This is a genomic window from Streptomyces sp. DF42 (genome assembly GCF_058267695.1).
This window is the reverse complement of the sequence record NZ_CM177859.1, coordinates 4,750,843-4,763,099: the sequence shown is the minus strand read 5'-3', so window position 1 is coordinate 4,763,099 and position 12,257 is coordinate 4,750,843. Positions and strand designations below refer to the sequence as shown.

The 12,257-nt window shown below is 68.1% G+C and carries 13 protein-coding genes and 1 pseudogene; 7 read left to right on the top strand and 7 right to left on the bottom strand.

The window, feature by feature from the left end:
- The first annotated feature begins 212 nt into the window (after positions 1-212).
- On the top strand, positions 213-1,046 hold the full coding sequence (locus tag ACYUED_RS21760; RefSeq protein WP_491293929.1) for a PIG-L family deacetylase: 834 nt from the start codon (positions 213-215) through the stop codon (positions 1,044-1,046).
- Positions 1,047-1,248: 202 nt separating this feature from the next.
- Positions 1,249-2,634, top strand: coding sequence for a serine hydrolase domain-containing protein (locus ACYUED_RS21755; protein ID WP_491293928.1), 1,386 nt, complete (start codon positions 1,249-1,251; stop codon positions 2,632-2,634).
- A 59-nt stretch (positions 2,635-2,693) separates the two neighbouring features.
- On the opposite strand, the gene ACYUED_RS21750 is transcribed toward ACYUED_RS21755, so the two are convergent.
- Positions 2,694-3,146, bottom strand: a complete 453-nt coding sequence (locus tag ACYUED_RS21750; RefSeq protein WP_491293927.1) for a GNAT family N-acetyltransferase — start codon at positions 3,144-3,146, stop codon at positions 2,694-2,696.
- Positions 3,147-3,184: 38 nt separating this feature from the next.
- A complete protein-coding gene (locus tag ACYUED_RS21745) occupies positions 3,185-4,051 on the bottom strand; it encodes a GNAT family N-acetyltransferase (RefSeq protein WP_491293926.1) in 867 nt (288 codons plus the stop codon).
- A gap of 195 nt (positions 4,052-4,246) precedes the next feature.
- Here ACYUED_RS21745 and ACYUED_RS21740 point away from each other — a divergent pair.
- Both ACYUED_RS21740 and ACYUED_RS21735 read left to right on the top strand, forming a co-directional pair.
- Positions 4,247-4,879, top strand: a pseudogene (locus tag ACYUED_RS21740) (HAD family hydrolase).
- Between the two features lie 286 nt (positions 4,880-5,165).
- Positions 5,166-6,617: a globin domain-containing protein gene (locus ACYUED_RS21735; protein ID WP_491293925.1), complete on the top strand. Its 1,452-nt coding sequence runs from the start codon at positions 5,166-5,168 to the stop codon at positions 6,615-6,617.
- A gap of 14 nt (positions 6,618-6,631) precedes the next feature.
- Here ACYUED_RS21735 and ACYUED_RS21730 read toward each other — a convergent pair whose 3' ends face one another.
- From ACYUED_RS21730 to ACYUED_RS21710, 5 genes are all read right to left on the bottom strand, one after another.
- On the bottom strand, positions 6,632-7,114 hold the full coding sequence (locus tag ACYUED_RS21730) for an NUDIX domain-containing protein (RefSeq protein ID WP_491293924.1): 483 nt from the start codon (positions 7,112-7,114) through the stop codon (positions 6,632-6,634).
- Positions 7,115-7,202: 88 nt separating this feature from the next.
- The gene (locus ACYUED_RS21725) at positions 7,203-8,108 is read right to left on the bottom strand and encodes a LysR family transcriptional regulator (RefSeq protein ID WP_491293923.1); all 906 of its coding nucleotides are present in this window, start codon (positions 8,106-8,108) and stop codon (positions 7,203-7,205) included.
- A 233-nt stretch (positions 8,109-8,341) separates the two neighbouring features.
- Positions 8,342-9,493, bottom strand: a complete 1,152-nt coding sequence (locus ACYUED_RS21720; protein WP_491293922.1) for a cystathionine gamma-lyase — start codon at positions 9,491-9,493, stop codon at positions 8,342-8,344.
- Positions 9,490-9,981 (bottom strand): low molecular weight protein-tyrosine-phosphatase, encoded by a 492-nt coding sequence (locus tag ACYUED_RS21715; protein WP_491293921.1) that lies wholly within the window; start codon positions 9,979-9,981, stop codon positions 9,490-9,492. The genes ACYUED_RS21720 and ACYUED_RS21715 overlap by 4 nt, the downstream gene beginning before the upstream one ends.
- A 7-nt stretch (positions 9,982-9,988) precedes the next feature.
- Positions 9,989-10,366: a phage holin family protein gene (locus ACYUED_RS21710; protein ID WP_266517687.1), complete on the bottom strand. Its 378-nt coding sequence runs from the start codon at positions 10,364-10,366 to the stop codon at positions 9,989-9,991.
- 59 nt (positions 10,367-10,425) lie between these two features.
- Here ACYUED_RS21710 and ACYUED_RS21705 point away from each other — a divergent pair, with 59 nt between their 5' ends.
- The 3 genes from ACYUED_RS21705 to ACYUED_RS21695 all read left to right on the top strand — a co-directional run bounded on the left by ACYUED_RS21705 (position 10,426) and on the right by ACYUED_RS21695 (position 12,237).
- Positions 10,426-10,743, top strand: a complete 318-nt coding sequence (locus ACYUED_RS21705; protein ID WP_099930040.1) for a cupin domain-containing protein — start codon at positions 10,426-10,428, stop codon at positions 10,741-10,743.
- Positions 10,744-10,891: 148 nt separating this feature from the next.
- Positions 10,892-11,104 (top strand): DUF5326 family protein, encoded by a 213-nt coding sequence (locus ACYUED_RS21700; protein WP_491293920.1) that lies wholly within the window; start codon positions 10,892-10,894, stop codon positions 11,102-11,104.
- A 263-nt stretch (positions 11,105-11,367) separates the two neighbouring features.
- The gene (locus tag ACYUED_RS21695) at positions 11,368-12,237 is read left to right on the top strand and encodes an IclR family transcriptional regulator (RefSeq protein WP_491293919.1); all 870 of its coding nucleotides are present in this window, start codon (positions 11,368-11,370) and stop codon (positions 12,235-12,237) included.
- Positions 12,238-12,257 lie beyond the last annotated feature (20 nt).

Here is a 12,257-nt window from a genome sequence, read left to right as displayed (position 1 = left end):
TTCGCGTCGAAACGCCGAGGCCTGGAAGACCGAGCGGCCGCGCCGGGAACAGCCGGTCCGGTCGACGCGGTTGCATCGACCGAGGGGACCGGCGCCGCACGGCGGGGAACACGGAGACCACAAGGTCGTCGCCACCAGAATCCGGGCCCCAGGATCGAAGTACGCCCGCCGTGCACTCGGACCAAGACGTATTTCTGCAGGAGGACTGTTCCATGACTGACCGGCCCTTGACGCTCATGGCAGTACACGCCCACCCCGACGATGAAGCCACCGGAACCGGAGGGGTCCTCGCGCGGTACGCGGCGGAGGGCATCCACACGGTCCTCGTGACGTGTACCGACGGCGGTTGCGGTGACGGACCGGGAGGCGTCAAGCCAGGTGATCCCGGGCACGATCCGGCGGCGGTCGCCTTGATGCGCCGCCAAGAACTTGAGGCGAGCTGTGACGTTCTGAAGATCAGCGACCTGGAGATGTTGGACTATGCCGACTCCGGGATGATGGGCTGGCCGAACAACGACGCCCCCGGATCCTTCTGGCAGACCCCCGTGCAGGAAGGCGCGGCCCGGCTCGCGGAACTCATGCGGCACTACCGACCTGATGTGGTCGTCACTTACGACGAGAACGGCTTCTACGGCCACCCCGACCACATCCAGGCCCACCGCATCACTATGGCGGCGCTGGAGATGACCGCGCTGACACCGAAGGTGTACTGGACCACGATGCCCCGCTCGGGGATGCAGCGGTTCGGTGAGATCATGCGCGAGTTTCATCCGGACATGCCGGAGCCGGATCCCGCCGAGGCCGCCGCGATGGCCGAGATCGGCCTCCCCGACGATGAGATCACCACGTGGGTGGACACCACCGCGTTCAGCGGTCAGAAGTTCGACGCGTTGGCCGCGCATGCCAGCCAGGGCGAGAACATTTTTTTCCTCAAGATGGGCAAGGAGAGGTTCGGCGAGCTGATGGGCGTGGAGGCCTTCGTGCGCGTCCAGGACGCCACCGGCGCGGACCTACCCGAGAACGATCTCTTCGCAGGCCTGCGCTGATCTGACCGTCCGCCCGGCCGGTCAGCGCATCGCCGGCACGATCGGGCGGGTCACACACCCGGCGGCTTGTCCACGCGAGTTCCGCTCCGGCAGCCGCGCCCCAGGTCACGAGCCCGGCGGTCTGCTCCGATCAAGACAGACCGCCCAGGGACCCGCCGAATTTGACTCGACGGTCGAGGGTCCTGCGGGATGGACTGGGGCCATGACGACACCTCAGGAAGAGCTGCTCCCCGGAACGCGCCGGGCACTGCTGCACAGGATCGCTGTGGCCCAGTCCGAAGGGCGTGCGCCTTCGGTCGTCGCGGCGGTCGTGAGAGGCGGGCGGGCCGTGTGGCACGGTGCGCGCACCTCGGTGGACGGGCACGGTCCGGACGAGAACGTGCAGTACCGCATCGGCTCCATCACCAAGACCTTCACCGCTGTTCTCGTGCTTCGGCTGCGCGACGAGGGCGCACTCGACCTCGGTGATCCGTTGGAGAAGCACGTGCCCGGAACCGGCGCGGGGGAGGCGACCATCGCCGACCTCCTCGCCCACACGAGCGGATTGGCGGCGGAGTCGCCTGCCCCGTGGTGGGAACGTACTCCGGGGTCCCTGCGCCCCGAACTCGCCGATGTCCTGGGCGAGCAGGCCCTTCTGCATCCGGTCGGCCGCCGCTTCCACTACTCCAACCCCGGCTACACCGTGCTCGGCACGCTCGTCGAGAAGCTGCGTGGAGCGCCGTGGGAGGAAGTACTTCGGCGTGAAGTGCTCGAACCTCTGGGCCTCGACCGTACGAGCGCTCACCCACAGGCACCCCATGCGGGTGGCTGGGCCGTGCACCCCTGGGCAGATGTCCTGCTGCCCGAACCCGCCGAAGACCTCGGTCGGATGGCCTCTGCCGGTCAGCTCTGGTCCACGGCAGCTGACCTGGCGCGATTCGCCGTCTTCCTGGCACAGGGCGACGACCGGGTGCTGAGCGCCGAGACCGTGAGAAAGATGCGTACGCCCGCTGCACCCGCCGAAGCCGCGGACGTCGTGGACGGAGCCACGTACGGACTGGGGCTGCAGATCCAGCAGCGGGCCGGCCGGCTGCTCGTGGGGCACTCCGGATCACTGCCGGGCTTTCTGGCGAACCTCACCATCAGCGTCCAGGACGACGTCGCGGCGGTGGTGCTGGCCAACTGCACCTCCGGTCCTCTGCTGGGCACCGTCGGGGCGGATCTCGTACGGATCGTCGCCGAGGCCGAGCCGCGCATTCCCGATCCATGGCGGCCACTGGCTCAAGCCGCGCCGCGCGTACTGGAGTTGACCGGACCCTGGTACTGGGGAACGCAGGCGTTCGCCCTGCGGCTCGCGGCCGACGGAGGTGTCTCGATGGAGCCGCTGTCCGGCAGTGGCCGCCGCTCGCGCTTCAGGGCAAACAGTGACGGGACCTGGACCGGACTGGAGGGCTACTACGCCGGAGAGCTCCTGAAGGCCGTACGGCGGCCGGACGGGACGGTGAGCCACCTGGACCTCGGGTCGTTCGTGTTCACGCGTCAGCCGTACGACGAGGAGGCCTCGGTGCCGGGTGGGGTGGATCCGGACGGCTGGCGGGGGATCGGCTAGTCACCCTTGCCCATACGGGGTCGTGTTTCACGTGAAACATGACGCTTCACTGCGCGGCCTCACAGCTGGATCTTGAACCCGACGTGTGAGGCCGTGAAGCCGAGCCGCTCGTAGAAGCGGTGGGCGTCGGTGCGCGTATTGTCGGAAGTCAGCTGGGCCAACTGGCAGCCCTGGCGCCGGGATTCGTCGACCGCCCACTGGATGAGCCGTGTGCCCAGACCGCCGCCTCGTTCATCGGTGCGGATCCGGACACCTTCGATGATCGACCTGGTGGCACCGCGGCGCGATAGGCCGGGAATGATCGTGAGCTGCAGCGTGCCGACGACACGTTCCTGCCGAACCGCGACGACCAGATGCTGGTTCGGGTCGGACGTGAGGCGCTCCACGGCGGACAGGTACGGGGTCAGATCGTCCGGTGACTCGCGCTGGGCGCCCAAGGGGTCGTCGGCGAGCAGGGCGACGATCGCGGCCACGTCGTCCGCCGTGGCGGGCCTTATTTCAAGATCTCCCATGCCTGCACTCTACGTACGGTCACCCTCAAGGGCAGGGCTCAGCCCGCCGCCACGGTCAGCGGAGCGAATCGCCTGGTCCAGTCGCCGGGCAGCTCCGGGATCCCGTACGTCATGACCGCGTTGAACGCGATGGACGCCAGCCCCCGCTCCTTTGCCCATGCCAGCAACTCATCGTGGCGTACGTCGATGTCGGTGCGCAGGGGGCGGTCGGTGTGGGTGGCGAGCGAGGCGATGAGCGCCTTCGCCGTCTCCGTATCCCGGGCAATCAGGGGACCCACCACCTGGGTTTCCATGTTGGGCCAGGTGGCCGCGTAGCCGATGAGCCGACCCTTCTCCTCCGCCACGTGCAGTCGGTCGGCGAAGGCGGGCAGCCGCGTGACGATGGGCGTGCGGTCGGCACCGAACACTTCCTCGTCGAGCCGGAGGATCGAGGTGAGGTCCTCGGCGGTGGCCGTGCGTGTGACGACCTTCGGCTCGGAGTCGCTGGGCGTGAAGTGCCCGCGCAGCATCTCCGCCCGGCCGGTGACCTTGAAGCCGAGTTCCTCGTAGAGCGGGCGACCGTACGGTGTGGCGTGCAGCGTGAGCGGGGTGGTGCCCATCAGCGAGACGACGTGTTGCATCAGCCGGCGTCCGATGCCCTGACGGGCGTGCCGTTCGGCTACCAGCACCATCCCGATGGCTCCGAGAGCAGGACGGCCATGCGGCCCGAACTCGGTGACGACACAGGCGCTGACGAGGCCGCCGTCGGGGTCGTCGATCCCGTATCCCTTCCCTGCCGTGAGGAGGAAGCCCCACTTGTGCTCCTCGCGTGGCCACCCCCGGTCCTCGGACAAGTCGGCGCAGGCGGTGAGATCGCGAAGCGTCAGACGGCGGATGGGAAGAGGGGCATGGGGAGGAGTCGACACGCAGGTCAGGCTGTCCGACGGGTGCCCTCGCCGTCCACCTCTTTCTCGTGAGAGACAAGGGCTTTTGGCCATGTCGTGGGCAAGTGCACAGCGGGCGGACAGCAGTGGGGTGTTTCACGTGAAACACGGGCGAACGCTGGCCATCCGGTCGTCTTGCGGGCGGAGTTCGCCGCCTCCGCACTAGCCTCGTGCCCCATGGCGAGACTTCATCTCTTCGATCTGGACGGCACGCTGCTGCAGGGCACTTCGGCGCCTGTGGAGATCTCACGGCAACTGGGCCTGGAAGCCGAGACCGTGGCGCTCGATCAGGCGATTTCGGCGGGGCTCATAGGGCCGCCGGAGTACGCGGCGCAGGTATATGCGCTCTGGGCGGAACTCACCGAAGCACATGTGTCGGCGGCCTTCGAAACTGCCCCGTGACTCGAGCGCATCCGCGAGGTCTGGGCGGAGATCCGGCAGGTGGGCGACTACTGCGCTGTCGTATCGCTCTCGCCTTCTTTCTTCGTGGAGCGGCTTACCGGCTGGGGCGCGCATGCGGCTTTCGGGTCCCGTTTACCCGCGGTGCCGTTCACTGAGCCCGTGGACCCGACCGGAGTTCTCAGCGCCGCGGCCAAGGTCGAGATTGCCGGCCGGCTGTGCAGGGAGTTCGGCGTCGAACTGGCCGACTGCATTGCCTATGGCGACTCGCTGTCGGACAAAGATCTGTTCGGTGCTGTTCCGATCTCCGTCGCGGTCAATGCGGACAGCCACCTCGCCGGTCTCGCGACACACTCGTACCTCGGCGGGGATCTGTGGGAAGCCTATGAATTGGTGCGCCACGTCAGGTGAATAGGCGTAGACATCCTGTGCGGACCGGGGCTGGGCGATGCAGCGTAACGGGACGGAGAGATCGAAGACCCGCATTTGCGGTTATACGGCTGAAGTGCCCATGCACGATGGGATTCTGTAGTGAAGAGCACCGCGGCCAATGTCACACTCTCGCCCTACTTGTCCGTACGCAAGTGAATCCAGGTTGAATGTGGCCGCATTGGCCGCGGTATGGAACGGGGAGAGCAAGACGTCTGCGGGGGGAAAGGCACCTTCCGACCGAGGAAGTGCGCAGACCGACCGAAAGATGTTCGAGGCGAGGCACACCATGGACGCTCCGACCACCGCGTCGGCCGACAACGGCACTTCCGGCGGCGGTGGCGACGGTTGGTTCACGTCGTCCACGCAGCCGGCGATGCCCTTGGAAGAGGAGCGTGAGGTGACCGAGGGCGGCACCACGACGGACACCGACGGCGAGAACAGCGCGCAGGAAGCACCACGGGTCGAACTCGGCGCGCAGTCTCCAGCAGTGGAGCCCACCGCCGTCGTGAGCTTCCCCGCCGACCGGCGCGTGCCCATCCAGCACTCCACCTTGCCGGCAACGCAGGCACGGCGACCGCACGTCCGGGCCCGGGTCGAGAGTGCGTCACCGGACGGCCTTCTCATCCGTCGCAGCGTGGCCGAGGTGGCGCCGATCGCCGACAAGGTCACCTCGTACTTCTACGCGATGCTCTTCGTCCGCCATCCGGACCTGCGGTCACTGTTCCCCGCCGCGATGGACACCCAGAGGGACCGACTGTTCAGAGCTTTGCTCACGGCGGCCGAGCACATCGACAACAGCGAGGCCCTCGTCACCTATCTGCAGAACCTCGGACGCGGTCACCGCAAGTACGGCACCAGGGCCGAGCACTATCCGGCTGTCGGCGAATGCCTCGTCGGCGCGCTGAGCAAGTACACCGCCGGAATCTGGGACGCGGAGATGGAGGCGGTCTGGGTCCGGACGTACACGACGATCTCGCAGATCATGATCGACGCAGCGGCCGCTGATGAACTGCGCGCCCCTGCCTGGTGGTTCGCCGAGATCGTCGCGCACGACCGCAGAACCCCGGATGTAGCGGTCGTCACGGTGCGTCCCGATCAGCCCTACCCCTTCCTGGCGGGGCAGTACACGAGTCTGGAGACGCCGTGGTGGCCGCGGATCTGGCGGCACTACTCGTTCGCCTCGGCACCCCGGTCCGACGGTCTGCTGACGTTCCATGTGAAGGCCGTCCCCGCGGGCTGGGTCTCGAACGCGCTGGTGCACCGTGCTCGCCCAGGTGACATCATCCGCCTGGGGCCGCCGACTGGTTCGATGACCGTCGACCACACCACCGACAGCGGGCTGCTGTGCCTGGGCGGTGGCACCGGAATAGCGCCGATCAAGGCACTGATCGGGGACGTGGCAGAGCACGGTGAGCGGCGGCCGGTCGAGGTGTTCTACGGTGCCCGTACCGACCACGACCTGTACGACATCGACACCATGCTCAGACTCCAGCAGTCACATCCCTGGCTCTCGGTGCGCGCGGTCATCGACCAGCGGGCGCATCTCCACCTTCCGGATGCCATACGTGAGTACGGGCCGTGGAACGCGTTCGACGCCTATCTCTCGGGCCCGCTGGGCATGATCCGCAGCGGTGTGGATGCCCTGAGACACGTGGGCATCCCGCCCGAACGTATACGGCACGACGCGGTGGAAGAACGCGTCGTCGCCGGACCCTGACCCGGCGGCGGCCCTCACCCCAGGTCCGGAGCGTGCATGGCGCGCACGCCCTCGATGTTCCCGTCAAGGTAGTGCCGCAAGGACAGGGGCACGAGATGCACGGAGGCGATACCGACGCGGGTGAACGGCACTCGTACGATCTCGTACTCGCCGGCGGGCTCGTCCACCTCGGGGCCATGTCGCAGCGACGGGTCGATGGACTCCAGGCGGCAGACGAAGAAGTGCTGCACCTTCACGCCGGTCGCGCCGCCGCCCTCTCCGATGTGCTCCACGGTGTCCACGAAGCAGGGCACCACATCGGTGATCTTGGCGCCGAGTTCCTCGTACACCTCGCGGTGCAGGGCGTCGACGACGGTCGTATCCGCGGGCTCGACCCCGCCACCGGGAGTAACCCAGTAGGGATCGACACCTGGCTTGGTGCGCTTGATCAGGATCAGGTTGTCGCCGTCGAGCAGAACAGCACGAGCGGTGCGCTTGACCACGGGTCGGACCGTCATGGGGGAAATGTGGCCCGGTTGGTTCCACGTGAAACATCGCGGGACGTCACCGGCCGACATCTCCCCGTGACCGCTGGAAAAGCCCTGGTCAGCACCAGTCGGCTGCCGCTCGCAGCAGCCATTCGTGAGCCCGTGCGATGTGCGGCATCGCAAGTGTGCCGGTGCGCACCACGAGGAAGTACGTCCGCAGAGGGGGCACCGCGGGATTGTGCAGGGCGACGACGTCTCCGCTTTCCAGGGCTTCCCCGCACAGATAGCGGGGCAGTACCGCGAGCCCCGCGCCCGCGACGGCGCAGGCGAGGACCGCGCGAAGATCGGGAACGATGACTGTGCCGGGGGCGCCGGGGCGGGAGTCGAAGACCGAGGCCCAGTAGCGGGAGACCAAGGGCAGGGACTCGTGCACCTCGATCACCGGCACGTCCTCCAGGGCGGGTGCTCCCTTGCGGTGCGGCTTCCCATGGCCGATCTGTTCGGCCCGGTGCGGGGCGGCCACCAGGACGTGCTCTTCGTCGCACAGCGGAGTCGCCATGAGCAGAGCACCGCGCGGACGGGCCGTACTGATGGCCAGATCGTGATGCCCGGCTGACAGCCCCTCCAGAGCTTCCTCGGCATTCCCGAACGAGGCGCGCAGTGCGTAGCCCTGGCCGTCCTCGCCGGTCAGCTCGGTGAGGGCCGGCAGTGCCCGTTCGGCGGTGAACTCGGGGGGACCGGCGAGATGCAGCGTGCGCAAGGAGGACTCGTCGTCCAGGCCGGTCTCGGCGATCTCCACCAGGGCGTCGAGATGCGGAGCGGCCTTGTGAGCGAGCTCGTCCCCGATGCTCGTCGGGGTCACACCGCGGGCCTGTCGCAGGAACAGGGGGCGGCCCAGCTGTCGCTCCAGCGTGCGGATCTGCGAGGTCACGGCCGGCTGCGACAGGCCGAGTAGTGCGGCGGCGCGGGTGAAGGAGCCGGCCCGGTGCACCGTCACAAAAGTGCGCAGCAAGGCCAGATCCATGGCAAGCCCACCCCTTCCCTGCCCATCTCCCGGGCAGGGCCCAACTATAAATAAGTCGATAGGTCGCTGTCGCTACTGTGATTGGACACTGACACAGAGTCAACTAGCCTTGTTCGCGCGGTTCTTCGCGCGCGGAACCGAGGACGGTCCGAGCCACGAGGGGGGAGGCTCGGACCGTCCGTTGTGCGTACCGGGTCACCGGTAGGGCGTCCGTGAAGCAGGCCTCGCGACGGTCATTCCGCCGACTCGTCCAGCGCGCGGAGCACGTCCGTCACCAGGTCCTCGGGGTCCTCGGCGCCGACCGAGAAGCGAATGAATCCCTCCGGCACGGCGTCCCCGCCCCAGCGCCCGCGCCGTTCGGCCGTGGACCGCACACCGCCGAAGCTCGTCGCGTCGTCGACGAGCCGCAGGACATCGAGGAAACGGTCGGCACGCGTGCGCGTGGGCAGCGTGAAGGAGACCACGCATCCGTAGCGACGCATCTGCTGCGAGGCGATCTTGTGCGAGGGATCGTCGGGCAGCCCCGGGTAGCGCAACCCGGTCACCTCGGGCCGCTCCCGTAGCGCTTCGGCGACGGTGAGAGCCGTCGCGCACTGCCGGTCGACGCGCAGCTGGAGCGTGGCGATCGAACGGTGCGCGAGCCAGGCCTCCATGGGCCCGGGGATCGCACCGACGATCTTGCGCCAGCGGCGTACGGCGGCCATGGCCTCGGCGTCGCGGCCGACCACGTAGCCGAGCAGCACGTCGCCGTGCCCGGTGAGCTGCTTGGTGCCGCTGGCCACGGAGAAGTCGGCGCCGAGCTCCAGCGGGCGCTGCCCGAGGGGCGTCGCAAGGGTGTTGTCGACGGCGACGAGCGCGCCACGCGCGTGTGCCGCCTCGGCGAGGCGTCGGACGTCGCACACCTCGAGACCGGGGTTCGAGGGCGTCTCGAGCCACAGCAGCCGTGCGCCGTCGAGGACTTCGAGCTGGGCGTCCCCGCCGGTCGGCGCCGTGCGCACCTCGATGCCGTACGCCTCCAGCTGCGCACGCACCAGGGGCAGCGCCTGGTAGCCGTCGGCGGGCAGCACGACCGTGTCGCCGGTGCGGAGATGGGAGAACAGCACGGACGAGACGGCGGCCATGCCGGAGGCGAACGTGAGGGTCTCCACGTCGTCCCGCCCCGGCGCCTCCAGCTCGCCGACGGCGCGCTCCAGCAGCGTCCAGGTGGGGTTCTCGTCGCGGCCGTAGGTGTACGGGCCGCCGACGTCGCCCGGCAGGTGGAAGTGGGCCGCGAACACCGGTCCGGGCAGGGTCGGTTCGTTCTTGACCGCCTCGGGCAGGCCGGCCCGTACCGCGCGTGTGCCGTCCCCGTCGCCCGGCGGCCTGCCCGTAGCGGAATCACTCATGCCGCCCGTCCCTCCACTTGCTCGCGTACCGCGGCGAGGAGTCCCTCGCTCGCCCTCTCCACCATCTCAAGGCACTCCTCGAATCCGTCCAGGCCCCCGTAGTACGGGTCCGGTACGTCGAGGTCGTCGCCCGCCGCGGGGTCGTAGGAGCGGAGCAACCGCACCTTGGCCGCGTCCTCCTGGGTGGGCGCGAGATGGCGCAGGGCCCTGAGGTGGCCGGCGTCGAGGGCGATGACGAGGTCGAGGCGGGAGAACCAGGACGGCCTGAACTGACGCGCCGAGTGACCGCTGTCGTAGCCGCTCTGCTCCAGGACGGAGACGGTGCGCGGGTCGGCGCCGTCGCCCTCGTGCCAGCCGCCCGTGCCGGCGCTGTCGACCTCGACGAGGCCGCCGAGCCCGGCCTCCGCGATGCGGGCGCGGAAGACGGACTCGGCCATCGGGGAGCGGCAGATGTTGCCGGTGCACACGAAGCAGACGCGGTAGCTCATCGCGTGCTCAGTCCTCGTCGGGCAGGACGACGTGCAGCGCCCAGGACACGATGGAGATGATCAGACCGCCGAGTATCGCGGTCCAGAAGCCCTCGACGTGGAAGCTCAGGTCGAACTTGTCGGCCAGCCACGAGGTGAGCAACAGCATCAACGCGTTGACGACCAGGGTGAACAACCCCAGGGTCAGGATGAGCAGCGGAAGGCTCAGAAGCTTCACGAGCGGCTTGACCAGGAAGTTCACCAGGCCGAAGATCAGCGCTACCACGATCAGGGTGCCGGCCTTCTTGCCCGTGCTGTCACCGGTCAGGGTGATCTTGTCGAGCAGCCATACGGCGACCGCCAGGGCACCCGCGTTGGCGATCGTCTTGACTACGAAATTCTTCATGTGTCTGATCGTGGCAGACGAGATCGGTCACGAGCAGTGGGACGAGGACGGCAATAGCGATGAAGGCATTCCGGCTGGACGAACTGGAGGCGGAACGGGCCGCCAACGAGGGCGCCTACCTGCAGTTTCTACGAGAACGGCACATGTCCGTCGGTCTGTACGCGCTCAACGCCGGAGAACATGATCCACAGAAGCCACACAACCAGGACGAGGTTTACTTCGTTGTGAGCGGCCGCGCCTCGATCACCGTCGGCCTGGAGACCACCGAGGTCGCGCGCGGCAGTGTGGTGTACGTGCCCGCCGGAGTCGCCCACAAGTTCCACCACATCAGCGAGGACCTGCGGGTGCTCGTGGTGTTCTCTCCGCCGGAAAGCTGACCTGCCCTCTCGGGGTTCCCTAGGGGAACAGTCAGGGGAGGACAAGGGGTGCGAGGCCCCCGCTGAGGCCCCCGCCGGCCCTAGCATCGAGTGCAGGACATCAAAGGGCCCCTGCACAGCAGCCGGGCGGAGAGTTAAGGACGAGGCAATGGGTGAGATTTTCGGCGGACTGCCGTGGTGGGTTAAGTGGATCGCGGTGCCGGTCATCGCCCTGGTCGTCTTCGGCGGGCTGATAGCCAGCGTCGTCGGCTTCTTCATCCTCGTGCTGTTCAAGGTTCTGGTCTTCGTCGCACTGGTCGGCGGACTGATTTACGTCGTACGGAAGTTCACGTCGAGCTCGTCCTCACGTAGCGACTGGTGAGGGCCCTGGGACACCGGTGATCGGTAACAGGAATCACCGGTTCCCTCGCGCGAGGGAAGTTTTCCGGACCGGTCGCCTCAAGGCGGCAGCGGGCGAATAGAGTCCGGAATTCGACGCGGGGACGACCCCGCGAGCGGCGTACACCCCCACCCGTGTTCCCCAGCACGGGCTGCCCCCTCGCGCTTCGGGAGTGACCCTTGGCCACGGTAGACACCGCACTCACTGATCCCCACGCAGTGCCCGCTACAACTCCGGGACGCCGCATGAGGCCTCCCGAACAGCCGGGGCCCTCGACGCAGGAGCGCGCGGCGGCACCACCCGCACCGTCGCGCCTGACCGCACCTCCGGCGCAGCCGCCCCCGGCGAACCCTCCCGCGCCGTCGCAGTCCGCGACACTCATCGGATCCGTCCAGCGCGCGATGCGTCTGCTGGAATGCGTCGCCGAGCACGCGCACGGAGCCCCTGCCAAACAGCTGGCCCGCGAGACGGGCCTGGCGCTTCCGACGGCCTATCACCTGCTGCGCACCCTGGTCCACGAGGGCTATCTCTGCCGCGACAAGGGTCTGTTCTTCCTCGGCGAGGCTGCTGTGCGACTGGGCGGCAGTGGAGCCCAGCAGAAACGTCGCAGCACGATCGTCGACGCACTGGCCGGCTGGCGGGACGCGATCGGTGTGCCCGTGTACTACGCCGTGTACCGGGACGGCGAGATCGAGGTCAGGTGCGTTTCCGACACCCCGGCCAATCCCGCGGCCGAGGAGTGGGCCGACTTCCGCGAGACGGCGCACGCGCACGCGATCGGTCAGTGTCTGCTCTCCCAGCTGGACGAAGACGCCCGCCGTGACCACCTTGACCGCTACCCCGTGCAGTCCCTCACCCCGTACACCGTGCGGGACAGCCACACCCTGCTCCGGCGGCTCGAGCGAACGCGGCGGATGGGACCGGTGACGGAGCGGCAGGAGTACGCGCTGGGGACGGTCTGCGCGGCGATTCCGATCACCGTGGGAACGACGGCGGCGACGCTGGCCATCTCCCTGCCTTCTCATCAGGCCGACCGGTTGGTGTCCGCGGCCCAGCAACTGCAGTGCGAAATCGGGCGACTGCTGGGGTCACTCGCAATCTCTATCAGTATCTGAAAACTCACTCCTTGTGATCT